The organism is Aliagarivorans marinus DSM 23064 (assembly GCF_000429485.1).
GTDB lineage: Bacteria > Pseudomonadota > Gammaproteobacteria > Enterobacterales > Celerinatantimonadaceae > Aliagarivorans > Aliagarivorans marinus.
Map to the genome: position 1 here is coordinate 78,345 of NZ_AUBY01000014.1, position 26,006 is coordinate 104,350.

The following is a 26,006-nucleotide window of genomic DNA, read 5'->3' on the forward strand; positions in this document are numbered from 1 at the left end:
TGATTAACCATAGAAGCCTTATTGCATGACGGCCAGTGAAGGGGGGCCTGTGACTCAGTTTTGCTGGGCTTTTTGTGCCAACTTACTCAACACTTTGGACACGGCGGCAAAGGCAAAGCTGGCGGTCACATGGGTGACGGCGCCAAAGCCGGAACTGCAGTCCATGCGCATGCTACCGCCGGCATCGGGCTTGGCCATGCAGGTTTCGCCCTCGTTGTCGGGGTAGATAAGCTGCTCGGTGGAGTAAACACAGTCGATGCCGAACTTTCGCTTGGGGTTTTTCGAGAAGTTATAGAAGCGGCGCAGCTCGTTGCGTACCTTGGCGGCCAGCGGGTCTTGGATGGTCTTGGCTAGGTCGCTGATCTGGATCTGAGTGGGGTCGATCTGTCCGCCTGCGCCGCCGACCGTCACCAACTTGATCTTGTTGCGTTTACAGTGGGCAATCAGCGCTGCCTTGGCCTTCACACTGTCGATGGCATCGATCACGTAGTCGAAGCGCGCGTCCAAGTATTCGGTCATGTTATCGCGGGTAACGAAGTCTTCAATCTCGAAGCACTCGCATTCTGGGTTGATCTGGGCGATTCGCTCGCGCATCACCTCGGTCTTACTTTCGCCCACGGTGTCGGTGAGGGCATGGATCTGACGGTTGGTGTTGGTGGTGCAGATATCGTCTAAATCAATCAGGGTGATCTTACCGATGCCGCTGCGTGCCAGTGCCTCGGCCGCCCACGAGCCCACGCCACCAATCCCCACTACACAAACGTGGGCCTGGCCAAAAGCTGCCAATGCTTTATTGCCGTACAAGCGGCCAATGCCACCGAAGCGCTGCTGATAAGAACTCATACTGCCACCGAAGATAAAAAGGGCCGCGATTATAGCAAAGCTGCGCAGCTTTTGAACTGTTCCAGCAATCCCGGGTCTATTGAACGTGTTTACCAACTCTCTCACCCGGTCCCTGGATTCAGAGCGGTGTAATTTAGCGGCGATTGTTGGTATTTTATCCGCAATGCTGTAACGCGCGTGAGTTATGACGCCATAGTCGGGTCTGTCTTAATTGAGCGCCCGTGTGTTGGTCGATGCCCGATTAAGCGAAATGGAGATAACCTCCGTTGTTAAGGTATCGACACGTTTTTCGCCACCCTGCTAGATGAAGGATCAACCTGTAGGCGCTGCAACGTTTCTGCGAGGAGACCCTTATGAAGATTTGGATTAGTGCTTTTATGGTGTTGTTGCTGGCCGGTTGTACCGTCAAACCAGCCACCGACTTCGACGCCACTCAAGATTTCAGTCAATACCGAAGTTTTGACTTCTTGGCCTTCCCGGAAGGACAGCCGAAAGGGCTGGATGACCGCCGTTTGGAGAATGCGCTCGGCCAGCAGCTGCAACTCAAGGGCTTTGCTCGCGAACAGCAAGACCCAGATCTGCTGGTAGCCTATCGCATCGATGAGGCCTTTATCTTGGAAGAACAGGGCGGGGCCAGCGTATCCTACGGTATTGGCTATGGTTCGCGCCGCAGTGGCGTGGGCATGGTGATGAGCAGTCCGGTGCGCTTGCAAGAGCGCCGCTACGGCAAACTGGTGGTAGAGCTTATCGACCCCGAAGCCGAGAGCGTGGTGTGGTCGTCAATCTCGCAAAGTCAGTTGCGCGAGACCATGAAGCCTGAGGCGCGCGAGCAGTTTATCCAGCGCCAACTGGAGTTGATGTTCGAAGCCTTCCCACCGCAATAAGCGGGTTACTCGGGTATCGCTACAAAGCAGCGCTTAGGCGCTGCTTTTTTATGTCCTAAACCGTACAATAGCTAAAAACCGTTTAGCGAGAGACCCATGTCCCGGCCGGCTAACACCCCCTTGTTTTTCATCGAATTACTGCGCTGTATTGCGGCCATCGCTGTGGTTGGCATTCATGTGTTGGGCCCTTATCGCCATCAAGTCGGGCTAAGCGATTTCCACTATTGGGTCTTCCCGGTGGGGCTGAATGCCATCAGCCGCTGGGCCGTGCCGGTGTTTATGTTGATCTCCGGGGCGTTGCTTCTCTCGGATGCTCGCCCGTTTAACTGCCGCCACTATCTGACACGCCGCCTTGGCAAGGTGGTGGTGCCCTTTGTGACCTGGACGCTGATCTACGCCTTTGCCGCCAGCCTGCTGGGCGGACACTGGGATGTAAACGGCATGCTGAAACTTATCGAGCTGAGTCCTAATCAGCCGGTCTGGTATCACCTGTGGTTCTTCTACGATTTTATCCCGCTGTACTTTGTGATCCCGCTGCTAGCGCCGCTTTTAAACAAGATGGACGAGCAGCGAGTGAGACTATTGCTGGCCGCTTGGCTGTGCCTGACGCTGATGCACTGGCTAAAGGTTGATACCCCGCTGCGGCAGAATCTGATTCTCTACTCCGGCTATCTGGTAGCGGGCTGGTATCTGTTTAACCACGACCAGAAGGATCAATTGAACCTGTGGAAGATGCTGCTGGGCTTTAGCTTGGGCAGTAATCTTCTGGTGACCCTGTGGCTGGATTGGCGGATGAGCGAATATCAGACGGTGATGATGAGCTACAAGACCCTGAATACTGCGCTGATCGCCTGTTCGCTGTTTGTCTTGGCCAAGTACTACGCCGAGCAGATCCCGCAAGACTGGCGCAAGCCGATTCAGCTGATTTCCAAGTACTCTTTTGGCATCTATCTGTGTCACCCCTTGCTGCTGATCCCGGCGCGCGAGCTGGATTTGGGGATCTATCAGTGGTTTGCTCACCCGGTCTTGGCGCTGCTAGTGATGATCCCGCTGCTGCTGGCCATCGCGATGCTAGTTAGCGCTTTGCTCAGCCGCAGCCGCTTTACCGCTTGGATGGTGCCCTAGCCTTTGTCACAGAGTTGAATAATCACCGGTGTAAGTTGTTGATCTAAATCAGCCTAGCTGCCGACTTGTTGGCTACAAACTTGTGTAAATCGCGCGCTTGCCTAGCTTTATAGGGAGACTTCGAGCCTTTAAGGAGGGTCTTCGATGTTTAACCCTGCTCAGGTGTTCAGTAGTGATGCCTTGAATACCCCGCTGGCGAGCTGGTGGCAGGCGATCCCTGCCCTGCTCAGCGCCGATGAAAGTGACTATCTGGCCAAGCTCCAGCCTTTTGCACGCGCCAATCTCTCTGAAAAACCGCTGATAGACAGCGTCGCCCGCCATCTGGTGGAAGCGGTGCGTGCCGACAAGCATGCCTTGCACATCCTCGATCAGCTACTGCTGGAGTACAGCCTCGACACCGAGGAAGGGGTGTTGCTGATGTGTCTGGCGGAGTCCTTGCTGCGCATTCCCGACCGCGCCACCGCCGACGCCTTGATTCGCGATAAGCTGAGCAGCGCCAATTGGCAAAGCCACCTCAAACGCGACAAATCGATACTGGTGAACGCCTCTACCTGGGGCCTGATGCTCAGCGGCAAGATCATCGAGTTTGACCACAGCCTATCGGCGAATTCGCGGCTGCAACGGCTGCTGGCCTCCACCTCTGAGTCTTTGCTGCGGGGGGCGATCAATCAATCCATGAAGGTGATAGGCCGCCAGTTTGTGCTAGGGGAAACGCTGGACCAAGCCATTGCCAATGGCGCGGAGCTGCGCATGCAGGGCTACTGCTTCTCCTACGATATGCTTGGCGAAGCCGCCCTGACCATGGATGATGCCGAGCGCTACCTCAAGTCCTATTTTCGCGCCATTGAGCAGGTGGCCGACACCCAACAAGGCAGTGTATCGATCAAGTTATCGGCACTGTTTCCCCGCTATGAACAGGCCCAACGCGAGCGGGTGCTGGGGGAGATGTTTGAGCGCATCCTGCCGCTGTGCCAAAAGGCCAAGCTGTTGGAGGTGCCGCTGACCATCGATGCCGAAGAGGTGGACCGGCTGATGCTCTCCATGGAGCTGTTCGAAAAACTCTATCGCCATCCGTCGCTGCAAGGCTGGGGGCAGCTGGGCATGGTGGTGCAGAGCTACCATAAGGCGGCGCTGGCAGTATTAGCCTGGTTGGCTGGCTTGGCCCATCAACAGGGTGATAAGATCCCGGTGCGGCTGGTCAAAGGCGCCTACTGGGACGCCGAGTTAAAACTGGCCCAGCAGCGAGGCCAAGCCTGTTATCCGCTATTTACCCGCAAGGCGGGCACCGACAGCGCGTATCTGGCCTGTGCACGGCTGTTGTTATCGCCCCATATCAAGGGGCTACTCTATCCGCAGTTTGCCACCCACAATGCCCACACCATCGCGGCAATCAGCGCCATGGCGCAGCACGACCACTACGAGTACCAACGCCTACATGGCATGGGCGAAGCGCTCTATCGCGCCACCTCAGAGCTGATCGGCAAAACCGTGCGCATCTATGGCCCGGTCGGTAGCCATCGCGAACTATTGCCCTATCTGGTGCGGCGACTGTTGGAAAATGGCGCCAACAGCTCGTTTGTCCATCGCTTGTTCGACAAGCGCTGCCCGGTGGAGCAACTGATTGCTCACCCTTGTACCGTGCTAGAGGCAATGAGTCCGCTGGCCAACCCACATATTCCGCTACCGCCAGATATCTATCAGGACTATCGACAAAACTCCCAAGGCTGCAACCTAGATGACCCCGCCCAGCTAACGGAGCTGCAACAAGCGATGGCGCCCTATCTACGTGATGACTGCCACTGGCAGGGCATATCACTGCTGGCGGGGGATGAGAGCGAGCATACCTATCTGGAGAACCGGCTGGCTGTGTTCAGCCCCTACCATGTGGAGAAACAGGTCGGCCAGCTTGGCTTTGCCGATAGTGGCCAAGTTGATGAGGCCCTGTTGCAGGCTGAGCGATGCCTGCCCGAGTGGCAACAGCTCGGCCTGAGCAAGCGGGTTGGCATATTAAACCGCTTTGCTGAGCTGCTCGAAGCCCACCGCCCTGAGCTGTTAGCGCTGTGCCAACGTGAGGCGGGTAAAACCCTGCAAGATAGCATTGATGAGCTGCGCGAGGCGGTGGATTTTCTGCATTACTACGGCAGCTGCGCAAAGCGCGAACTGATTGGTTACAGCTTTAGCGATCATCTCGGCCTACAGCAAGTGGCGCGCTATCAAGGCCGCGGGGTGTTCGTTTGCATCAGCCCGTGGAACTTCCCGCTGGCCATCTTTGTGGGCCAGATTGCGGCGGCCTTAGTGGCGGGTAATACAGTGATCGCAAAACCGGCTGAGAGCACCAGCCTTTTGGCTGTGCGCGCCGTAGAGCTTTGGTATCAAGCGGGCCTACCGCGCGCCGCGTTACAGCTGTTGCTGGGACCGGGTAGTGAGCTAGGGCCGCAGCTGTGCCGGGCAAGTTGTGTGGCTGGGGTGGCCTTTACCGGCTCTACCGCCACGGCCAAGCATCTACAACGCTATCTGGCTGAGCGAGAAGGGCCACCGCCGGTACTGATTGCCGAGACCGGTGGGATTAATGCGATGATCGTTGATAGCAGCGCGCTGCTTGAGCAGGTGGTGCGCGATGTGCTGCGCTCTGCCTTTGTCTCGGCCGGCCAGCGTTGTTCAGCTCTGCGGGTGGTGGCGGTGCAGCAAGAGGTGTTGGAGCCCTTCTGCTTGCTACTCAGTGGTGCGATGCAGGAGCTGAAGATGGCTAGCCCACTGGAGTATCGTTGTGATATTGCGCCAGTGATTAGCCAAGGCGCTCAGCAAAAATTGCTGGACTACATCGACAGCTACCATAGCCAAGGCAAGGTGTTGGCGCAGAGCCCTTATTCTAAACAGGCGGAGCTGGGGCACTATGTGGCGGCAACCGCGCTATTGGTGGAGAGCTTCACCGAGGTCAGCGAGGAGCAGTTCGGTCCTATCTTGCACGTACTGCCTTATGAGCGAGAACGGCTAGGTGAGTTAGTGGCGCAGATTAACGATAGCGGCTACGGCCTGACCCTTGGGTTGCATAGCCGCAACATCAGCCACTATCTGGCGCTGGAACAACAGCTGCATGTGGGCAACTGTTATATCAACCGCGATCAGGTGGGTGCAGTGGTTGGGGTACAGCCTTTCGGTGGTCATGGCTTGTCGGGCACCGGCCCAAAGGCTGGCGGGCCGCTGTATCTCAAGCGATTCACCCACTGCGTGGTAAACCCACTGGATGAGGAGGGCTAGCATGGAGCAACTACAATCGCCGATCTGGCTGCAGTGGCAGCAGCTTGGTGCGCAGCAGCGGGTGGCTGCATTGTTGGAGTGGCAGCAGGCGCTGGACTTAGTGCCTGCCCAGTGGCGCCAGTTAGCCGCTTTTCAATGTCGGCAGATGCTGCGCCTAAGTGCGCTTGAGCAGAGCCTGCCCAGCCCCAGTGGTGAGAGCAACGAGTACTATCTCTCGGGCCGGGGCTTGGTGTTCGTATACTCCACGCAAGGCGATGATGATTATCGTTGGTACGTGGCGACCATCGCCGCACTCGCTGCAGGCAATGCGGTGCAGCTAGCTAGTGATTTCCCTGAACTTGATTCGATGCTCGCATCTTTTAGCGAGACCCTATACCTGCGCCAGCTGCCCGCCGATGGGCTGCTGACTGGCTGTGAATGTATCGACCTGCAGCATCAGTTGGCCTCGCATCAATACGCGGCGCTGTGCTATTACGGCGAGGCCGAGCTGGCGCAAGCGATCCGCTTACAGCTAGCGGAAGGCGATGGCCCGATAATTCCGTTTATCTGCGAGGTACTGGGTGACCCTCAGGCCTCGCTGACCCATCCTGATTTTTTGCTGCAGCTGGTTTGCGAGCGCACCCGCACCACCAATCTTACTGCGATAGGGGGAAATACCGAATTGCTAACGCTGGGCAGCAAGGCTTAATCGAGCTGTAGCTGCTCGCGGATCAAGTCTCGATAGCTGCTATGCAAGTTCTCCGGTAGCCATTGGTATTGCAGCTCGTAGTACTCGGGTGAGCGGCTCAGTTGCTGCAACTGTTGTTGCGCGGCCTGCATAAAGCTGTCGTTCCACTCTCCCTTGCTGCAGGCCAGGTGGCCACTGGTGGGATAACGCGAGCCCTGCACTTCTAGGTAGGCGATGCGATCTTCCGGGTCTTGAACTTGATTGTGATAGAACACCTCAGAGGGGTAGCCGATCAGTCCCAGCAGGTTGGGGTGTTTGAGTAGTTGGATCTTACTTTCCAGCTGATATTGCTTTGAGTAGGTGGTCACTCGGCCGCGCGTGTTGGACGCCTCTGCCAGCAGTTGGTCAATGACCGGCGAGTAGATCCGCCCACGCTCGACAAACAGTTTTAAGCCGCCCTGCTCCATGGCTTGTTCAAGGTCAATCTGCCCATTGTCGTTGAGATAAGGCCTGAGCGTTGCCAACTTCCCCTCGCTGACAATCAAGCCGTTACCGAAGGAGTAGGTATGGGCCGGGCTAAAATCGAGGAACTGCTCGCGCTCAGGAGTTCGACGCAGGGTGAAGTGGCAGATGGGTTTGCCCGCTCGGGCATCGTTGAAAAAGCGCGAGAAGGGCGCTTCGCGCAGTTGAAGTTGGAAGCTGTCGGCAAGCGCGTCTCTCACCTGCTGGATGGCAACGTCTATCTGCCCACTTCCCCGAGTCTCTCCGTAGAGGATGTTAAACGGGGGGATATGACTGACATACACGGTCACCTGCTCTTTGGCACTTCCCGGCCAGCAGATTAGTAGGCTCACTAACAAACCAAGGCTTTGTAACTTCATCGCGATCTAACATGCTTTAGTTTTCACTCAAGTGTTGCACAGAACGTGCATTGCTGCTGTTGGAGGGACGCCCGAGCGTTGACTCTGTGACCTGCCGCATTATTGAGCAGTCTTTCGGTAGCACTTGAGTTTGTGCTATCTTGGCACTTTCCTTTTGTACTTCAGAGGCTTGCTTAATTTTGCTAGCCACCATTCTGAGGTAAATCGGAAAACACTGCTGCGCCAAAGCCGATAGAGCGCCAAGGCAGCAAACTTAGGTGCAAATGGTCAACAGGCCTTAAAACAGTAGCGGCTAGCTATGCTCAGGGCCTCGTCATCCCCATGCCGGCAGACGCAGGAGTCTTACTCTGCGCCATGCTGCAACAACTGCGATTTGGCGAATGGATGCATCCAATAACAACCGGGCAGGGTGGTAATTGACCAAGCAAAGCCAGCCAAAGGAGCGGCTAGCACTCAGAGCAACACAACACACAACATAGCAAGCCCCGGCTGGTCAACGCTGGGCATTAGAGGGAATTATGATCGAGAATAGCGGTGCGATCAGCGCCACCTTTATCGCGTACCTGGCCATGATGCTGAGCATCGGGGTTATCGCGTACCGACGAACCAAATCATCCGCCGACTACTTTCTTGGCGGCCGTAGCCTCGGCCCTTGGCCAACTGCGCTGTCTGCTGGCGCCTCCGATATGAGCGGCTGGCTGCTGCTGGGCTTGCCCGGTGCGGCCTTCGCATCAGGTTTAAGCGCCAGCTGGATCGCTATCGGCCTGTTGGTGGGCACGTGGCTTAACTGGCTGTTTACCGCCAAGCGCCTGCGCACCTACTCCATCGTTGCCGATAATGCGCTGACCCTGCCGGAGTATCTGTCGCGCCGTTTCAACGATAACAGTAAGGCGATTCAGCTGATTTCTGCCTTCTTTATCTTACTGTTCTTCTTGTTCTACACCAGCTCGGGCTTGGTTGCTGGCGGTAAGTTATTCGAGACCGTGTTTGGCTTGAACTACACCACTGCGGTGGTTGTCGGTACCGTGTGCGTGGTGTCCTACACCCTGTTCGGTGGTTTTCTGGCGGTGAGCTGGACTGACTTAATCCAAGGTCTGTTAATGGCGGCTGCGTTGCTACTGGTGCCGATTGCCGCCACCATGATCAACGATTTCAATCTTGTGGCAGATGTAAACGCCACGAACCCTGCGCTAATGAACCTGTTTACCGATGTTGAAGGCACGCCGCTTTCGGTAATGGCGACCATCTCGCTACTGGCTTGGGGTCTTGGTTACTTCGGTCAGCCGCATATTCTGGCGCGTTTTAAAGCCATTCGTTGTAACGCTGAGCTACCGACTGCGCGTCGTATCGCGGTGATCTGGACTGGCCTGTCGATGCTGGGCGCTATGGCGGTTGGTCTGGTGGGTATTTTGTATGTGAATGCTCATCATGGCGGCGCGCTAAAAGACGGCGAAACTATCTTTATGTTGCTGGTGAATGCGGTGTTCCACCCGGTGATTGCCGGTATTCTGCTGGCGGCTATCTTGGCGGCGATTATGAGCACCGCTGATTCACAGCTATTGGTATCGTCGTCGGCCTTGGCGGAGGATTTCTACAAGCAGGTGATCCGTCCACAAGCCAGCACCAAGGAAGTGGTGATGGTAGGGCGCATTGGCGTGATCGTGATTGCAGTGCTCGCCTGTGTACTGGCTCTTACGCCCGACAACACCGTACTCGGCCTGGTGTCTTATGCATGGGCTGGCTTTGGTGCCGCCTTCGGTCCTGCCGTTCTACTGAGTGTGTTCTGGAAGGATATGACCCGTAATGGCGCGCTGGCGGGTATCGTGGTTGGCGGTGCTACCGTCGTGCTCTGGCCAACCTTGCGTGGCGCGGAAGCATCAATCTTCGACCTGTACGAGATTGTACCCGGGTTTGTGCTAGCCACCGCCGCGATTATCGGCGTGAGCAAGCTGGGCAAGCCGAGCGATGAAACCACCAAGCAGTTTGCTGCGTTTGAGCAGGCGCTGGTGGATTTGGACTAGATTGACCCGGAGAGCGTGGCTTGCTGCGCTCTCTTTTCATTCCTTTCTCTTTGCTCTTAGTTCTTAATCCTTGGTCCTTTCTCAATCTCTTGAGCTTGGCGATTTTCGTGCTCTTGTTTCGTGAATCTGTCGCTGCCTGCAGGTTAGTTTGCCCAACTCTTACCTCATTTTTTTATCAATGAAGTCCGGGTGTTTTTCGACTATTTGGTAAATGCTAAGTACTTACTGCTAAAGCTGTTTATCTGGCAGTCAATAGTATCGCTGTGTGCTGGAGTTTCGATATTTTATCCCGGTTTATATCAGTGTGATTGAGTTTTAGATCCAGTCTTTTTAGTGCCATCTGTTCGTCATTTTCGCCTTCTATGCTGCGCGCGATTTTAGTCTAGGAGTCAATAATGACCTTTAAGAAAACGGCTTTGGCTGTATTGACCAGCATGGCGCTGGCCGCATGTAACTCTTCATCGAACTCTGAAGATGGGGGCCGCGAGCTCCCTGAGCTTACTCAAGTGAAGATCGGTATCTTGACCGACACCCAAGGTGGTGGAGATGCGGTGGCGCTGCCACAGATGGAGGCAATCCTCGATCTCTATAGCGAGCAGGGAATCAACTACGTTATCGCCGTTGGCGATCTGACCAACTCCAATACCGAGCATGAGTACGAAGACTGGAAGGCAATGGCGCAACGCTACCCAGACATCACCTTCCTACCTTTGATGGGCAACCACGATCGTAAGCCGGGTGATAACTACACCTGGGCACGCATCATGTCTGAGTTTATCCCTCAGGAAAACGTGGTACATATGCCACAACGTAAGTATCAGACCTACGCCTATACCACCGGCAATATCCTGATGGTGCAGATTTCTGACCAAGATAAGCCTTATGCATTCGAGTGGGTTAAAGAGCAGATTGAAGGCCGTGATGCGTCCATCGAGCATGTGTTCGTATCCAGCCACAGCCCCTTTGTGGGTCCATACCGCGGTGGTATCACTTATGAGAATCTGGTCGCGCGTTGGAATAACCAACTGGAGAACGATCTGTTCACCGCCGACTTCGAAGGCTGGCGTGACCTGCTGATCGACAATGACGTGATCTATCTATCGGGTCACGACCATCAATACAGCCGCTCGGTGATCTGGGGGCAAGGCGCTGGTAATGGCAGCGCAAGCTTCGATGAAGAAGCGATGGACGATTACACCGGCAATCGCTTCTTCCACCATATCGTTACCGGTAATGCGTCAGATAAGAGTTACTACCTGCGCATTGGTGAGTTTGAGAAGATCCAAGACATGCTGATGTTCCGCACCACCACGCCGGGTGGCCGCGCTCCCGGCGATGAGCGCGAGTGGACGGAAGAAGAGATTGCTCGCGACGCACAAGGCCCGGGTGTAACCCAGATCAACGCATCGTGGTTTGATATCACCGGTTCAGAGCTGACCTTCCAGGCTTACTACGATGACTGGGTAAGCCCGAGCGATGTGGCCGATGGCGGTGCCGATTGGAAGCTGTTTGACCGCTTTACCCGCTCAGGACGACGCTGTGACAAGGTGGTCCACCCAACCAGTATTGCTGAAGCGAGCACCTATTACAGCGTGAAAGATGACAACTACCGTACCGTTTGGTGTCATTCTAAAAGCGGTGATGAAGCGCGCTTAGTCGATGGTTATAACCAAGTATTTAACCGTGTGGATCAGGCGCTGTATGGTGCCGAGTGGCTGAGCTCAAGCTTGGCGGATCTTGGTTATCTGGAGCGTTTGTCTCGCTACATGAAGATGAGCAGTAAACTGGGAGACAACACCATTGGCTCCGATCGTGATTTCGTGGTTGATGGTCGTAACGCCATCAACGAGTCGCACGGTAAGGCCTATGATGTTACGCCAAACATTATTGGCGGCGGCGTGGGCATCAAGTGGTATCCGCACACGGTTGATATGAAGAAGCTGGTGTCGCTAAGTTGGCTACCCAAGCAAACCGAGACCTTATCTGATGTACTGGTGGTAAGCGGTATTCAGGGCCAGACCGGTATCTACTCTAACCCTTACGGCCGGATGTTGGATATCACCAGAGATGAAGGTCGCCCGGGCACCGGTGTTGAAGATAATCCAGCGGATCGTCGCAACCTGATCCCTCAGAACAAGCCTGCGCTGGACTACGTTGATGTACTGGATGCGAAATCGCCAAACCGTTTGGATGCGTTAAACCAGGATATGGCATTAAGCAGCGACAAGCGCCACGGTGAGGTTCGAGCCGATGACTACGTGCTGGAGTTCAAGCTGCCTGCAGGCGTCGCCGCTGAGCAAGCCCAATTGGCTTATCTGGATAACGGCGAGTGGCTACCGGTTCTAGACAACCCTGAGTGTCAGAGTTCGATGGCTTACGACAGCGAGTTTTTGAATCGCATGCCAGAAGACATTGCTGATTTAGGCTGTGACAGCACCATCGTGGTATCGCAAGCGGCGGGCGGCTTTTGGGCCAAACTCGACTTTGAAGGCCAGTTCGCAATCATCGCCAAGTAACGGCTAAAACGGAAAGCCGCCAGCTTGCTGGCGGCTAGTTAATCATGCAAAAGCAACTCTCAATTCTATGCCTGCTTGTGTCGCTGGTGCTTACTGGTTGCGGCAAGACCGTGACCGCCCCAGATACCGACTGGCAGACCCTTATTCATGCCTCACAGCGCGAAGAGATCGTGCAACTGCTTATCGAGCAGGAGCGCTGGGCAAACCTAAATCACGACGACCTTAAAGGCCCACAAGACCAGTCGCTGGGGCTGGCTGAAGCCTTACTCAATCAAGAAGTCCTGTCCAGTGAAGTGCGCTTGGCGGGCTTTGTGGTGCCGCTAGAATGGCACAATCAACATGTTACCGAGTTTCTACTGGTGCCGTATTTTGGTGCCTGTGTACACGCGCCGCCGCCGCCGGCCAACCAGATTGTTCATGTTCGTTTGGAAGAAAAACACGCGATCCCCTTCGATATCATCCGCGATGCGGTGTGGGCAGAAGGGCTACTTGAGCGTTTTGACGGGGACTTTGATGAGCAAGGAGAGGTGGGTTATACCCTCTCTTCGGCAAAGGTGTCAGCCTACTAAGGCCCCTGTAACGAGGGGCCTGCGGAGAGATTCAGCTATCAGCTAGCGTTTTGATCCAGCCATTGCTGGAACTGCGCGGGTGGCAATGCACCACTTAACTGGGCAACCACCTCGCCTTGTTTAAACACCATCAAGGTGGGGATGCTGCGAATCGCAAATTGTGCGGCCAGCGCTTGTTGGTGTTCGGTGTTGATCTTACCGAAGCGCAGCTTGCCTTGGTTTTGCTCGGCGGCCGCGCTGAATACCGGCGAGAACTGCTTACAGGGGCCGCACCAATCGGCCCAGAAATCGACCACAATCGGCTGTTCGCTCTCGGTGAGTGCGGCGAAATTATCCTGAGTGAGGGTAATTGGCGCACCGTCCATTAGCGGTCGCTTGCACTTGCCACATACCGCATGTTCTTCACGTCGCTCGGTGGCGATACGGTTTTGTGCTTGGCAGTGGGGGCAGCGGGTGATAAAACTCGTCATAGTTTGGCTCCTTCAATCTGCTTGTAGTGTAGGGAACTGCTTTTCTCAGGCCCAAGCGTTTAAAACAATCCGATTGATAGCTGTGACTAATCGATACAAATAAGCCCCCGTTGCAAGGACGCGCTGCTGCGCGAAACATGTTGTTTATGGATACTAGCCTGGCCCTCTCCGCCACTTCGATTATCAATACTCTGGATCTTGAGGCATTAAGCCCCGGCGAGCACTGCTTAGAGCTGCAGCTACAAACCAATGGCTTGGGGCTGCCGCGTCGTTTGCCGCTGCGGGCATTCAAAGCCCAAGCTGCTGGTCCGAAGCTGTTAATCAGCGCCGGTGTGCATGGTGACGAAACCAACGGGATGCTGACCGCCCATGGCATTGCCCAAGTGCTGAGCGACAAGCTGCTAAGCGGCACGGTGGTGGTGGCGCCTATCATTAATCAAAGCGGTGCGCTGCTGCATCGCCGTGAAAGTTACAGCAGCGATCCCGAGGCTGCCTATCACGATATCAATCGCCTGTTCCCCGGCAGCGCCGCCGGTTGCGGCAATCAACGCTTGGTGGCTGAGCTGTGGCAAAAGCTGTTCTCGCTGGGTTTCGATATGGCCATCGACCTGCACAGCCAAACCCGCAGCTGCAATTATCCACTGTTTGTTTTTGCCGATTACCGGGTGCCTGCCGCGCTGCGCATGGCCAAGCTGATGGGGCCGGATATGCTGCTGGATGACCCCGGCGATAAAGGGGTGTTGGAAACTGAGATGAATCGCATCGGTGTGCCGTGTATCACCGTGGAGGTAGGCGAGGGCAAGCAGTATCAACCGCTGCTGATCCAGCGCGCGGTAGAGGGCATTCGGAGGATCTTGGCGGAACACGACATGCTGGAAGGTTTTGAGAGCCACTTGCCGCCTTGTATCGAAGGGACCAAGCTGTCGACCCATCGCGCCGAGGGAGGCGGTTTTGTTATCCCCTCGGTGCAGCTACTAGAGAAAGTGGAGGTCGGCCAAGAGCTGGCGGTGCACTATGACGGCTGGGGCCGAGAGCTGCGCCGTTATCAAGCTAAAGTGCCGGGCTGGGTGGTATCGCTAAATACCGACCCTATCCGTGATGCTGGGGCGCTGGTGGTGAAGCTGCTGTGCAAGTAAGCTCGATGGATAGACTCTAGCGTCGGTCACAACCTTCCGATAGTGATAAGGTAGCTGCTAAACGCTAGCTAAGTCCTCAATAAGAGAAAGCCCTGTGAGTGTCGATCGCCATATCAAGTCCGTCCGTTTGTTGCTCGGTGAGCCCTGCAAAGCCAAGGATAGCCTGAGCGACAACCATCAAGATTTTAGCGACGTACACCGCCATGAATACTGGGAGATTATCTGGTGCTTGGATGATCAAGGCAGCCAAAGCATCGATTTCGTCGATTATCCCAACCTCCCCGGACGCTTCTTTACCATTGCTCCCGGTCAGGTGCACCAGTCTAGCCCACAAGGGCGCAATGCCCGTCTGCTGGTGTTTGTCCAGGGCTTTGTGGAAACCAACAAGCGCAGCACGCAGCTCGTGGAGAGTGTGTTTGGCATTCGCAATCATCGCTTGCCCTACCTTGATTGCGACCAAGAGGGCGAGCAGATCCTGACGCCCTTCTTTCGCCAGATCCAAGCGGAGTGCCAGCGCGAAGAGTGTGACTGGGCCTTGGTAGACTCGTTATTGAACTGTTTCATGCGCTATCTGCTGCGCTTTTCCAAAAGCAGTGACCTGAGCGGCGAACAACGGGACGCGCGAGTGGGACTGTTACTCGATCTTATCGATACCCACTACAAGCAGCAGAAAAAGTGCGACTTTTACGCGGCCAGTCTGTCGCTGACCAGCAAGCGCATCAATGAGATCGTAAAAGCCGATATGGGTAAGACGGTGACCCAACTTATCCATCGGCGGATTATTCTTGAGGCTAACCGCTATCTGATCTTTTCCGATAAAAGCGTTAAACAGATCGCCTTTGATCTTGGCTTTTCTGACCCTGCCTACTTCAGCCGTTTTTATCGCAAGGGGATGAATGAGTCGCCTGCTGAGTTTCGCTTGCGTTGTGTTGATAGTGCGGCGTTGTAGAGCGCAAAAAGCGCGTTTACAGAGCTGCTGAGGCTGCTTCCTCTCAAGTTTCTGGGATATAACTGTCGCGATATTTGTCGAGTATTTGTTGGTAACGGCTATTTTGCTTTATCTGCTCGAGTCCTTGATTGAAGGCGGCTAAAAACTTTGGTGCTAGAGGGTGGCGCTTGGAAAAGAGTACATAGCAGGTGCGCTCGCCCAACCTCAGCTTACTGATTCTCAGGTTTGCGGCCTGAACAGGGTGAAGGCTTTTTAAGTAGAGGTTTGCCAAATAAAGGCTAACTGGAAACGCATCGATTCGACCTGCAGCAAGCTTCGCGAAGTTTTGTTCATCATTGTTAGCCACCTCTAACCGGAAAAACTTCTGCTGTTCTTTGTCGAATAGTTCTTGGGTGTAGGTGTATGCGCGGGTAATGCCGATATTGCTGCCAGCCAAGTCCTCAAGGCTGTTAAGGGGGGCAGGAAAGCGCTCGTTGCGTACGACAAAGACTTCGATATCGGTGAGTAGCGGGGCTGAAAAATAAAAATCCGCCTCTCGATCGCTATGGTAGTACCAATAGGAGCTCGCCAGATATAAACCCGCACGGGTGTGGCGGATGGCTCGTGGCCAAGGCATAAAGTGGAAGTGGGCGCTGATACCGGCCGCCTGAAATCCTTCTACCACCAACTCATTAACGACTCCACTGCGACCGTGGTTGCTGTAGGAAAAGGGTGCCAACTCACCAGATGCCAGCAAGATGGAGTCCTTGGCATGGCTGATACTAGGCTGGGCCAGCAACGCAGTACACAACAACAGTTGCGTGATGCTCGATACATAACGAGTGACGGAAGGGCCGGAGGTGATAAGACAGACTCTGCGTTTTTGAATCCATGACAGCAAACCAAGCCTCCTTTTTCGTATCTGTAGCATGGTTATTGCAACTAAAGCGTAGCTGGTAAGCGAACTGCTAAGTAGTGAGCTTTCCAACCCCATACATACGCAAGTTCAGCGGCTGTGGATTAGTTTAGGTCTGTGGCTACCTCAAATGGCAAACCTCGATAACAAAAAAGCCCCGCGGGTGCGGGGCTTAGTCTGAAAAGGTGTCAGCTAGCGTTTAGCCACCAACCGCAATCTTCTTCATATCGGTCATGTAGCCACGAAGCTCAGCGCCTACCCACTCAACTGAGTGCTCACGGATGGCTTGGTTAACTTCGATAAGACGCATGTTGTCTACGCCGTTGTCAGCTTCCTCGAAGCCTTTACCGATGTACTCCAGGCTCATGTTGTTCACTTTGTCGCGCAGCAGTGGCACGGCAGCGTGTGAGAACAGGTAGCAGCCGTATTCGGCGGTGTCAGAGATAACCACGTTCATCTCGTACAGGCGCTTACGGGCGATGGTGTTGGCAATCAGTGGAGTCTCGTGCAGTGACTCGTAGTAGGCGCTCTCTTCGATGATGCCGGCAGCCACCATGGTCTCGAAGGCCAGCTCTACGCCAGACTTAACCAGCGCTACCAACAGGATGCTTTTGTCGAAGTACTCTTGCTCGGTGATTTCTACGTCAGATACTGGCGCGTTCTCGAAGCCGCTTTGACCAGTTTCTTCACGCCATTTCAGCAGGTTGGCGTCGCCAGCAGCCCAGTCGGCCATCATGGTGCGCGAGAATTCGCCTTCGATGATGTCGTCCATGTGCTTCTCGAACAGCGGACGCATGGTGTCTTTCAGCTCTTCAGCCAGGTCGAAACACTTGATTTTCGCCGGGTTAGACAGGCGATCCATCATGTTGGTGATACCACCGTGCTTCAGTGCTTCGGTGATGGTTTCCCAACCGAATTGAATCAGTTTTGAGGCGTAACCCGCGTCGATGCCTTCAGCTACCATCTTGTCGTAGGCCAAGATAGCACCGGTTTGCAGTACACCACACAGGATGGTTTGCTCACCCATTAGGTCAGATTTCACTTCGGCAACGAAGGAGCTTTCCAGTACGCCTGCGCGGTCTCCGCCGGTGGCAGAGGCGTAAGCCTTAGCGATTTCCAGGCCATCGCCTTTAGGGTCGTTCTCTGGGTGAACTGCAATCAGGGTCGGTACACCAAAGCCACGCTTGTACTCTTCGCGTACTTCGGTACCTGGGCACTTCGGTGCAACCATTACCACAGTGATGTCTGGGCGAACTTGCATGCCTTCTTCCACGATGTTGAAACCGTGTGAGTAAGCTAGGGTTGCGCCTTCTTTCATCAGCGGCATAACAGTTTCAACTACGTTGCTGTGCTGCTTGTCTGGAGTCAGGTTAAGAACCATGTCAGCTTCTGGGATCAGCTCTTCATAGGTACCCACTTTAAAGCCGTTGTCAGTCGCTTGAACAAAAGAAGCACGCTTCTCTTTGATGGCCGCTTCGCGCAGGGCGTAAGAGATGTTCAGGCCAGAGTCACGCATGTTCAGGCCTTGGTTCAGACCTTGTGCGCCACAGCCGACCACGACAATGTTCCAGCCTTTGATGAACTCACAGCCGTTGGCAAATTCGCTGCGATCCATAAAACGGCAGCGACCCAGTTGGTCAAGCTTCTGGCGAAGGTTAAGGGTGTTGAAATAGTTGGCCATCATTAACTCCGTGTTGATGCTAATCCAAAAAATGACAGGTTACGTGTTGTGTTTGCGATGTGGGCTGTGGTTGTTGTTAAAGCCCTGCTCTTTATCGAGTCTGTTTTCGCAGTGACCTTACTATACGAGGGGGATTGCATTGCGTAAAATGAATTATTTGCGATAGTGTATTGCAGAAAATGAAATACAGGATTTGAAGCAAGTATGGAAATGAAGGTCCGTCCCTACAGAACGTCTGATCTTTCTGCGGTGTTAGCGATCTACCGACTATCTAAGTTGGATGAATTGCGTTTCGAAAGCGAAAAAAGCTTTGAGTTGTTGCCGTTAGAGCGCGATGCAAAGCGCTTCGCTGAGCTATTTGAATCGCAGATTGTGGTGCTGGAACAGCAAGGCAAGCTGCTCGGCTATGGGGCCTACCTAGACAATGAAATCCGCGCGCTGTTTACCCACCCCGATGCGCGAGGTCGCGGCGTCGGACGACAAATACTCGAGCATCTGTTGAATGAGGTCGGCGAGAGTGCGCTGTTGTATGTAGCTAGCTCCAATCAACCGGCCAAACGGCTATACCGGCGCTACGGATTTACCGAAGTAGACGCGTTCATGACCGAGTACAACGGTGTTGAGGTAATGGCTAATACCATGCAGCGATGGTCGCAGTCCGGCGATAACCAGATAAACAGCGAGGCTGAGCATGGACCAACGTAGCTGCGAACTGTTCTTACACCTAGCCGGCAGTCTGCACTTCAGCAAAACCAGTCAAGCGATGCATGTGAGCCCCTCAACCCTTAGCCGGGTGGTGCAGCGTTTAGAGGAAGAGTTAGGCGCTGAGCTACTATTTCGCGATAAGCGCAGCGTGAAGCTGACCCCGGCCGGGCGACGTTTTCGCCGCTTTGCCGAGGACTGGCTGGAGCAGTGGCGGATGCTGCAGAGCGATCTGGCCTTGCAAAGCAGCGAGCTGAGTGGCGAGCTTAAGCTGTATTGCTCGGTGACCGCCAGCTATAGCCATCTGCCGGATATTCTCGATAAGTACCGTTTGGTCTGCCCCAATGCTGACATCAAATTGGTGACCGGCGATGTAGCACTCGCGGTGCAAAAGGTTGAGCAGGGCGAGGTGGATATTGCCTTGGCGGCCCGCCCAGATAGCCTGCCACTGAACATGGCTTTTGCCAGTATTAGCAAGGTGCCGCTGTCGATTATCGCCCCCACTGTAAGCTGCAATGTGCGCCGTTTGCTGGAACAGCGGCCGATCCCCTGGGAGAAGATCCCGTTTATTCTGCCTGAGCACGGCCCGGCCCGCTCGCGTATCGATAACTGGTTTACCCAGATGCGGGTGCAGCCCAATGTCTATGCCAAGGTGGTGGGGCATGAGGCCATTGTCAGCATGGTGGCACTGGGCAGTGGCGTGGGCATTGCGCCGGAAGTGGTGGTGGAGAATAGCCCGGTGCGCGAGCGCATCGAGAGCCTGCAACTGGGTATCGAGATCGTGCCCTTCGACCTTGGGATCTGTATGCTAAGCAAACGGCTGCACGAGCCATTGATGCAGCGTTTTTGGCAGATTGCTTCTCGTAGTTAGACAAGGATGAACCATGACCCCCGCAGTACAACTTCTCAAAAAAGCCAAGGCCGAGTTTGAGCTTCTCGAATATAAAGCCGATCCCAAGCTGGGTAACTTTGGCCAAGCCAGCGCCGAAAAGCTCGGCCTGCCCGAAGCGCAGGTATTTAAAACCCTGCTCGCCAGCGACGATAGCCAACCGCGCAATATGGTGGTGGCGGTAGTACCGGTGAGCGCCCAGCTCGATCTAAAGAAGCTAGCCAAGGCCGCAGGTATCAAGAAGATGAGCATGTGCGAGCTAAATTTGGCCGAGCGCACCACCGGCTATGTGAAAGGCGGTATCAGCCCGCTTGGGCAAAAGCGACTGCTACCGACCTTTATCGATGACAGCGCTGAGCAGTTTGCGCAGATCTATGTGAGTGCCGGTAAGCGCGGATTGAGTGTTGGGCTTAACGCTCAGCTACTGGCTTCTATTACTAAAGGGCAATTTACTTCGCTAAGCACCAGCGCCTAGACTCAAGCTTATGCGTGTAGTTGTACTTGTTGCTTGCTTGTTCCAGTTTGCGGCGTTTGCTGAACAAGTGGTGTTTTCGACCAGCTCGGTAAAGCCTTGGGGCTATACCGATGAGCGTGGTCAGGCTCAAGGCTTGCTGGTGGACTTCAGTGAGCGAGTCTCTGAGCTTGCCGGTTATGAGCTGGTAAACTCCATCCGCCCCTATCCCCGTGTGATCCGCGATCTTACCGCTGGCTCTGTGGATTTTGCCGTGATGTTTGCCAGCCCCGGGGCCGAGCAGATTGGTATCGATCTGGGTAAGATCCTTGATTTACAGGTGGTGGCGGTTGCGCTTAAAGGTGCGCTTCCCATTCAAGCGCCAGACGAGCTCAGAGGCAAGCGAGTTGGTGTTATCCGGGGCTCGCGTTATGGCCCGGCCATCGATGACAACCCTCACATCAGCAGGAAAACCTTCATCAGCACAGCGCAAGGCCTGGAGATGCTCAAACTTGGTCGAATCGATGTGATGGTAGCCACCGACTACGCCATATTCCACTCGCTTGATGAGCTCGGTTGGGATGGCAGCGAGATCATGCCGGTGTACGTGCTATCTCGTCCCAGTGCGCATTTGTACTGGTCGCGGCAATCCCCGCAACAGCAGCAAGCCGATGCGCTGGCTAAGGCCTTGCGACAAATGCGCAGCAGTGGAGAGCTGACTGAGCTATTCTCACTGCAGCCGACTGTCGCAGTCATTGAGCCTTAGGGAATACTGTCTTGGAAACGCTGCCCTCTGCATGGCTTGAGGGGCATATAGAGCTTGGCTACAATGGCGCAAAACAAGGAGACGTAGATGATCAACCCCAACAAAATAGAAGAGATCGCCAAGCAAGTCAGCGAGCTGGTGCCTCCGGGCCTGAAAAGCGCGGGCGAAGAGTTCGAGCGCAAAGTTAAGCAGGTCGTACAGGCTAAACTAAGCCAACTCGACGTAGTTAATCGCGAAGACTTCGAAGTGCAAACCCAAGTGCTGCTGCGCACGCGCACTAAGCTCGAAGAGCTGGAGAAAAAAGTCGAAGAGCTGGAAGCGCGCTTGGCGGAGAAAGATTAACGCCGTCTGTCGTGGCTAAACCATTTGCCAGATACGGCTAATTTGTCTGGCAAATCCCCTCGTCGAAACACTATCTATTTCCCTTCAACGCCTGCTTTGACAGGCTGATCCGGGCTATTTTTCGCTTAATTTACGTTAAAGCTTTTCATCATTGTCAGAATGCCTATTATGTTAGGCCAATTAAAACAATGCGTGGACAACATAGATGAGTGAATGGAGCCCCTCGAGCTGGCGTAGTAAGCCAGTTAAGCAATTGCCCAGCTACCCTGATCAGGCAGCGCTGGAAGCCGTAGAAAAAGAACTTGCTGCACAGCCTCCGCTGGTGTTTGCCGGTGAAGCGCGCGCCCTGCGTGACGACCTGGCCAAGGTTGCCCGTGGCGAAGCCTTTTTGCTGCAAGGCGGTGACTGTGCCGAGAGCTTTGATGAGTTCCAGACCAGTCATATCCGCGACACCTTCAAAGCACTGATGCAGATGGCTGTGGTACTGACCTTTGGTGGTCAGAAGCCGGTAGTGAAAGTGGGCCGTATCGCCGGTCAATTCGCTAAGCCACGTAGTGCCGATATGGAAGAAGTGGATGGCGTGAGCCTGCCTTCTTACCGTGGCGATATCATCAATGCGATCAACTTTGATGAGAAGAGCCGGGTGCCGGATCCTGAGCGTATGCTCAAGGCTTACCATCAGTCCACCTCTACCCAAAACTTGCTGCGTGCTTTTGCTAACGGTGGTTTGGCCGACTTGAATCAGGTTCACAAATGGAACCTGGACTTTATCGCCAAGAGCCCGCTGGGCGAGCGCTACGAGAATATCTCCAATAGTATCGAAGAGGCGCTGGCCTTTATGGCGGCCTGTGGCATCAACACCCAGAATGCCCCGCAGCTGCGTGAGACCACCCTTTACACCTCGCACGAAGCTTTGCTACTGCCCTACGAGCAGGCGCTGACTCGCAAAGACAGCCTGACAGGCCGTTGGTACGACTGTTCAGCCCACATGCTGTGGATTGGCGACCGTACTCGCCAGCCAGACCACGCTCACATCGAGTTCCTGCGCGGCGTAGAAAACGCGATTGGTCTGAAAGCCGGCCCAACCACCGACCCAGATGAGCTGCTACGCATCATCGACACCATCAACCCAGAGAACGAAGCCGGTCGCTTGAACCTGATTATTCGTATGGGTGCCGACAACGTGGCCGATCACCTACCTAAGCTGGTGCGTGCGGTTGAGCGTGAAGGCAAGCAAGTGGTGTGGAGCTGTGACCCAATGCACGGCAACACCGTGAAAGCGCCAAACGGCTACAAGACTCGCCGGGTGGATGACATCCTGCGCGAAGTGCAGCAGTTCTTCCAGATCCACAAATCAGAAGGTACCTACGGCGGTGGTGTTCACTTCGAGATGACCGGTCGCAACGTGACCGAGTGTGTCGGTGGCGCCTTCCAGATCACCGAACATGACCTGGCTGCCCGTTACCACACCTACTGTGACCCGCGCCTGAATGCCGACCAAGCCTTGGAGCTGGCCTTCTTGATTGCTGATCACATCAAGGCTGCCCGTTAATCGCTAGCGGCGCTTGATACGAAAAACCACATCCGAGGATGTGGTTTTTTTATGCCTGTGATTTACCGTAACACTCTCGTTATGCGTTATGCGTTAGCGCAGCCCGCGGCGACTAATAATATTGGTCGTGGCGGTAATGGTACTGTTCGTCATCGGGGAACAGCTCATTCATGGAGCGGGTGTGGAATTCCCCGGTATGTTGGTCGCGGATAATCGCTAAGCGATTGATCTTATCGATGCGATCGATCACAGCGTAGCCATGGTCATAGATGCAGCGCATGCCGGTGCGCGCTTTGGTTTGGTCCATGATAGCTTCCTCGTAAACAGTGCCTCACACACTCATTACGCGAAAGCGGCCAACAGCGATCTACGTCAGCCAGCCGATATAGAACTGAAGTACGATCAGGTTCACGATATCGATAAAGAAGGCCCCCACGATCGGCACCACCATAAAGGCTTGCGGCGACGGCCCATTACGCGCCACCAAGGCGCTCATATTCATCACCGCGGTTGGGGTGGCGCCCAAACCAAAGCCACAGTGACCGCCACTGATGATCGCCGCATCGTAATTGCTGCCCATAAAACGGAAGGTGACGATGTAGGCAAACACCATCAGCGTGATGGTCTGCACAAACAGGATCAACAGCAGCGGCAGGGCCAGGTCGAAGATCTCCCAAAGTCGCAGGCTCATCAGCGCCATCGACAAAAACAGTGACAGACTAAGGGTGCCCATGGCGTCCAGGCTTTCGCTGTGCAGCTTGTACTTGCCACTAAGCTCCAGCGCATTGGCAATAAACACCCCAATAAACAGGCCGTAAACGAAATCGGGCATACGCAGGGCGCTGATCTGCAGCTGATTGATCGCCTCGCCCACTAGCTTTGCGCCGGCCACACAAAACAGCATCACAAACAGGGTTTCGCTGAGGCTGGTGGCGGTGACCCGCTCCTCTTCTTTACGATCGAAGGTTACCAAGTCGGGGTATTGCTCGTGATGGCGGTGGTCGTTGCCATAGTCTGAGTTCAATTCGCGGCGGCGCACCAAGCGCTGCCCCACCGGGCCACCAATGATCCCGCCCATCACCAGCCCAAAGGTAGCTGCAGCCATGGCGAACTCTAGGGTTTGCAGGTCGTAGTCTTCCGCGAAGGTTTGCGCCCAGGCCGCGCCGGTGCCATGGCCGCCGGAGAGCGAGATGGAGCCGGCAATCAAGCCCAGCAGCGGTTCTAGCCCCAGCGCGCTGGCCATACTCACGCCGATGGCGTTCTGCACCACGATAAACAGCGTCGCCACCCCTAGGAAGATAAACACTTTAGCGCCGCCCTTGGCCAGCAGCTTGTAGTTGGCGGCCAGCCCCACGGTGCTAAAGAACATCAGCATCAGGGTGTCTTGTAGGGGCAGTTGGAAGTTAACCTCAATGCCAAACTGGCGCATCAGCACCACGGCAAAGGCGACCACCAGGCCACCAATAATCGGTTCGGGGATGTTGTAGCGCTCTAACAGGCTGACCTTGGATGCGATAAATCGCCCCAGAAACAACACCGCAATGGCGACTAAAAACGATTCCAGTTCTGAGAAGGTGTAGCTGTTAGGCATAGGGAAGCTCCGACTAAAAGCGTTCCCTAAGCGTAGTCGGCTTACTCGGCTCTGACAGCGGTGCCGCTAACACTGACCATCAGCATGCCGCCTTGCGCGCCCACCGTTTCATAGTCGATATCGATACCGACGATGGCGTTAGCGCCCATATCGGCGGCTTGTTGCTGCATCTCGGAAAAGGCAATCTCGCGTGCTTTGGCCAGTTCTTTTTCGTAGGCGCCAGCACGACCGCCCACGATATCGCGGATCCCGGCAAAGAAGTCTTTAAACACATTGGCACCGAGGATCGCTTCTCCGGTGACCACACCGAAGTGATGCACGATCTGTTTGCCATAAACTTGAGGGGTGGTAGAAAGCTGCATGGGGAACTCCATTTCCAAAGGGGCTTGTTGCTGATAGTAGCCCTGCCGGATACAGTGCTTCAAGCCTTAGCTTTACGCCTTAGTTCGCTTGATACTGATAATGGCGCAGCTGCTGATAAACCTTATTGGAGAGCTTGCAGGCCGCCAGCTTCATCGCCCACGACAGGCCATCGGCATATAGCAGGGTGGAGAGTCGGGCCAGTAGCGTGTTCAGGGTTTCGAGCGCGTCATCATGGCGCTCCAGCGCTCGCTGAGAGTCCGAGATATTTTGATGGCTCACCACATAGGCAAACAGCATCTCTTCGCTGGTTAGTCGGTCCAGTAGATGGCGCTCGGCCAGCCGGGCTGCCCAATTGTAGTAAGCAAAGGCCCCGCGGTAGATCCCACGCTGGTAGTAACCGTTGCCTTCGTCGATCAGTGCTTTCCATTGTTCCATAACGGGCCTGCCTTGCTGAGTGTGATGAAAATGATAATCATTACCATTAAAGCTTCGTATAAAAGAAAATACAAGCGTTTTTTTGAGCGAAACAGTGAGCTCAAACTTGCAAAATACCTCTTATGAGTTAGCTATAAATATTTGATAGCTAAAAGAAAAAAGACTTGTTCAAGGCTGTCAGAGTTTTTTACACCTTATGTGGATAACGTTAGAGAGCGCATTAAAAGTCTATGATTAATAAGCGGTTTTACTTGTGGAATAGTTGATGCATTAACAGTGTGTTAACAACTACAGGCAAAGGATAAAAAGAAAAATGAAACGCTGGCTAATCGCAATATCCGTTGTTTTACTCTCGACCGGTCAATGGGCGAATGCAGCTGTTGTTGAAATTGATTGTGATCGTAATTCCGCAACCTTAACCTCGATTAAAAAAGTTGAACAAGGTGGAGGAGTGGGGTCTGAGCTACTCTCCACTCCCTACAGTGCGTCCAACTGTATTAAACAGTCAGGAAACGATGGGCCTTATGGGCCGGATCCGGTAGTGGTTGAGCATCATTTGCTCGGAGAAGATATAGCCTATTACAACGTGGGCCTTAGAGATAACGGCTTACTTAATGGCGGTGATGGCCCATTTGGACAGCTTTTTACTGGGGATGAGTTTATTACACCTGACCAGCTTCAAGATTTGGACAATGATGGACAAATTAACGATCCAGGCTGGATTCATTTAGCGCATGTCGGTGATGGAGGTATTAGTTATGATTCGGCAACTGTTGGGGATTTAACGCTTGAGATTTCGGACTTGCTCACCATTACCTTTGATTGTGGTAATCCCCTTACACAGAACTCTTGTGGTTGGACACTTAAAACTAACCCTGACATTATCGGGGCCGTACAGGACTTACTTGGCGCTGCCACATTTGACCACTTAGCAATTGTTTTCAAAGCGGGTAGTGGTAATGCTGGCGGTCAAGGCGGTCAAGGCGGTCAAGGCGGTCAAGGCGGTCAAGGCGGTCAAGG

24 protein-coding genes and 1 pseudogene are annotated in these 26,006 nt (G+C 54.4%); 16 read left to right on the forward strand and 9 right to left on the reverse strand.

All coding sequences use genetic code 11. The features are described from left to right. Positions 1–54: 54 nt before the first annotated feature. Entirely contained in the window at positions 55–843 is a 789-nt protein-coding gene (gene tcdA / locus G461_RS0105545) for a tRNA cyclic N6-threonylcarbamoyladenosine(37) synthase TcdA (RefSeq protein WP_026971080.1), read from the reverse strand. A 353-nt stretch (positions 844–1,196) separates the two neighbouring features. Between tcdA and G461_RS0105550 the strand changes: the two genes are divergently transcribed. The 4 genes from G461_RS0105550 to G461_RS0105565 all read left to right on the forward strand — a co-directional run bounded on the left by G461_RS0105550 (position 1,197) and on the right by G461_RS0105565 (position 6,798). Beyond that, positions 1,197–1,727 (forward strand): DUF4136 domain-containing protein, encoded by a 531-nt coding sequence (locus G461_RS0105550; RefSeq protein WP_026971081.1) that lies wholly within the window; start codon positions 1,197–1,199, stop codon positions 1,725–1,727. Positions 1,728–1,823: 96 nt separating this feature from the next. Continuing rightward, positions 1,824–2,852 (forward strand): acyltransferase, encoded by a 1,029-nt coding sequence (locus G461_RS0105555; protein WP_026971082.1) that lies wholly within the window; start codon positions 1,824–1,826, stop codon positions 2,850–2,852. A gap of 144 nt (positions 2,853–2,996) precedes the next feature. Beyond that, positions 2,997–6,110, forward strand: coding sequence for a bifunctional proline dehydrogenase/L-glutamate gamma-semialdehyde dehydrogenase PutA (gene putA, locus G461_RS0105560; protein ID WP_026971083.1), 3,114 nt, complete (start codon positions 2,997–2,999; stop codon positions 6,108–6,110). Position 6,111: 1 nt separating this feature from the next. Next, positions 6,112–6,798 (forward strand): hypothetical protein, encoded by a 687-nt coding sequence (locus tag G461_RS0105565; protein WP_026971084.1) that lies wholly within the window; start codon positions 6,112–6,114, stop codon positions 6,796–6,798. On the opposite strand, the gene G461_RS0105570 is transcribed toward G461_RS0105565, so the two are convergent. Continuing rightward, positions 6,795–7,658, reverse strand: coding sequence for a transporter substrate-binding domain-containing protein (locus G461_RS0105570; protein ID WP_026971085.1), 864 nt, complete (start codon positions 7,656–7,658; stop codon positions 6,795–6,797). The two genes, G461_RS0105565 and G461_RS0105570, sit on opposite strands and share 4 nt — an antisense overlap. 518 nt (positions 7,659–8,176) lie before the next feature. Here G461_RS0105570 and putP point away from each other — a divergent pair. The 3 genes from putP to G461_RS23420 all read left to right on the forward strand — a co-directional run bounded on the left by putP (position 8,177) and on the right by G461_RS23420 (position 12,764). Then, positions 8,177–9,679 (forward strand): sodium/proline symporter PutP, encoded by a 1,503-nt coding sequence (gene putP, locus G461_RS0105575; protein WP_026971086.1) that lies wholly within the window; start codon positions 8,177–8,179, stop codon positions 9,677–9,679. 395 nt (positions 9,680–10,074) lie between these two features. Then, positions 10,075–12,195 carry a metallophosphoesterase family protein gene (locus G461_RS0105580; protein WP_026971087.1) on the forward strand — a complete coding sequence of 707 codons (2,121 nt, stop codon included), beginning with the start codon at positions 10,075–10,077 and terminating at the stop codon, positions 12,193–12,195. Positions 12,196–12,239: 44 nt separating this feature from the next. Continuing rightward, positions 12,240–12,764, forward strand: a complete 525-nt coding sequence (locus tag G461_RS23420; RefSeq protein ID WP_084429029.1) for a DUF3299 domain-containing protein — start codon at positions 12,240–12,242, stop codon at positions 12,762–12,764. A 38-nt stretch (positions 12,765–12,802) separates the two neighbouring features. On the opposite strand, the gene trxC is transcribed toward G461_RS23420, so the two are convergent. After that, the gene (gene trxC, locus G461_RS0105590; RefSeq protein ID WP_026971088.1) at positions 12,803–13,234 is read right to left on the reverse strand and encodes a thioredoxin TrxC; all 432 of its coding nucleotides are present in this window, start codon (positions 13,232–13,234) and stop codon (positions 12,803–12,805) included. A 146-nt stretch (positions 13,235–13,380) separates the two neighbouring features. Between trxC and G461_RS0105595 the strand changes: the two genes are divergently transcribed. Further along, a complete protein-coding gene (locus tag G461_RS0105595; RefSeq protein ID WP_035479520.1) occupies positions 13,381–14,370 on the forward strand; it encodes a succinylglutamate desuccinylase/aspartoacylase family protein in 990 nt (329 codons plus the stop codon). 94 nt (positions 14,371–14,464) lie between these two features. After that, a complete protein-coding gene (locus G461_RS0105600) occupies positions 14,465–15,319 on the forward strand; it encodes a helix-turn-helix domain-containing protein (RefSeq protein WP_026971090.1) in 855 nt (284 codons plus the stop codon). 43 nt (positions 15,320–15,362) lie between these two features. Here G461_RS0105600 and G461_RS0105605 read toward each other — a convergent pair whose 3' ends face one another. Together G461_RS0105605 and ilvC are read right to left on the reverse strand one after the other, a co-directional pair. Continuing rightward, positions 15,363–16,199, reverse strand: a complete 837-nt coding sequence (locus G461_RS0105605; RefSeq protein WP_169727232.1) for a substrate-binding periplasmic protein — start codon at positions 16,197–16,199, stop codon at positions 15,363–15,365. Between the two features lie 214 nt (positions 16,200–16,413). After that, on the reverse strand, positions 16,414–17,895 hold the full coding sequence (gene ilvC, locus G461_RS0105610; RefSeq protein ID WP_026971092.1) for a ketol-acid reductoisomerase: 1,482 nt from the start codon (positions 17,893–17,895) through the stop codon (positions 16,414–16,416). A gap of 204 nt (positions 17,896–18,099) precedes the next feature. Between ilvC and G461_RS23425 the strand changes: the two genes are divergently transcribed. The 6 genes from G461_RS23425 (at position 18,100) to G461_RS0105640 (ending at position 22,597) form a co-directional block, all read left to right on the forward strand. Then, positions 18,100–18,600, forward strand: coding sequence for a GNAT family N-acetyltransferase (locus tag G461_RS23425; RefSeq protein ID WP_245587155.1), 501 nt, complete (start codon positions 18,100–18,102; stop codon positions 18,598–18,600). After that, positions 18,587–19,468, forward strand: coding sequence for an HTH-type transcriptional activator IlvY (gene ilvY, locus G461_RS0105620; RefSeq protein ID WP_026958435.1), 882 nt, complete (start codon positions 18,587–18,589; stop codon positions 19,466–19,468). Before G461_RS23425 ends, ilvY begins: the two co-directional genes overlap by 14 nt. Before the next feature lie 13 nt (positions 19,469–19,481). After that, positions 19,482–19,961: a Cys-tRNA(Pro) deacylase gene (gene ybaK / locus G461_RS0105625; RefSeq protein ID WP_026971093.1), complete on the forward strand. Its 480-nt coding sequence runs from the start codon at positions 19,482–19,484 to the stop codon at positions 19,959–19,961. A 10-nt stretch (positions 19,962–19,971) separates the two neighbouring features. Next, positions 19,972–20,703, forward strand: a complete 732-nt coding sequence (locus G461_RS0105630; RefSeq protein ID WP_026971094.1) for a substrate-binding periplasmic protein — start codon at positions 19,972–19,974, stop codon at positions 20,701–20,703. A gap of 87 nt (positions 20,704–20,790) precedes the next feature. Continuing rightward, positions 20,791–21,045: a ubiquinone biosynthesis accessory factor UbiK gene (gene ubiK, locus G461_RS0105635; protein WP_026971095.1), complete on the forward strand. Its 255-nt coding sequence runs from the start codon at positions 20,791–20,793 to the stop codon at positions 21,043–21,045. A 205-nt stretch (positions 21,046–21,250) separates the two neighbouring features. Then, the gene (locus G461_RS0105640) at positions 21,251–22,597 is read left to right on the forward strand and encodes a class II 3-deoxy-7-phosphoheptulonate synthase (RefSeq protein WP_026971096.1); all 1,347 of its coding nucleotides are present in this window, start codon (positions 21,251–21,253) and stop codon (positions 22,595–22,597) included. A gap of 112 nt (positions 22,598–22,709) precedes the next feature. Here the strand turns inward: G461_RS0105640 and G461_RS0105645 are convergent, their stop codons facing one another. The 4 genes from G461_RS0105645 to G461_RS0105660 all read right to left on the reverse strand — a co-directional run bounded on the left by G461_RS0105645 (position 22,710) and on the right by G461_RS0105660 (position 24,986). Then, positions 22,710–22,904 carry a hypothetical protein gene (locus tag G461_RS0105645; RefSeq protein ID WP_026971097.1) on the reverse strand — a complete coding sequence of 65 codons (195 nt, stop codon included), beginning with the start codon at positions 22,902–22,904 and terminating at the stop codon, positions 22,710–22,712. 60 nt (positions 22,905–22,964) lie between these two features. After that, complete coding sequence (gene gltS / locus G461_RS0105650) at positions 22,965–24,188, reverse strand: sodium/glutamate symporter (protein ID WP_026971098.1); 1,224 nt, start codon at positions 24,186–24,188, stop codon at positions 22,965–22,967. A gap of 41 nt (positions 24,189–24,229) precedes the next feature. Next, a complete protein-coding gene (locus G461_RS0105655) occupies positions 24,230–24,550 on the reverse strand; it encodes a heavy metal-binding domain-containing protein (protein WP_026958428.1) in 321 nt (106 codons plus the stop codon). Between the two features lie 79 nt (positions 24,551–24,629). Beyond that, the gene (locus G461_RS0105660) at positions 24,630–24,986 is read right to left on the reverse strand and encodes a hypothetical protein (RefSeq protein WP_026971099.1); all 357 of its coding nucleotides are present in this window, start codon (positions 24,984–24,986) and stop codon (positions 24,630–24,632) included. A 313-nt stretch (positions 24,987–25,299) separates the two neighbouring features. On the opposite strand from G461_RS0105660, the pseudogene G461_RS26605 reads away from it, so the two are divergent. Next, positions 25,300–26,006 (forward strand): annotated as a pseudogene (locus tag G461_RS26605) (hypothetical protein); the annotation flags it as partial.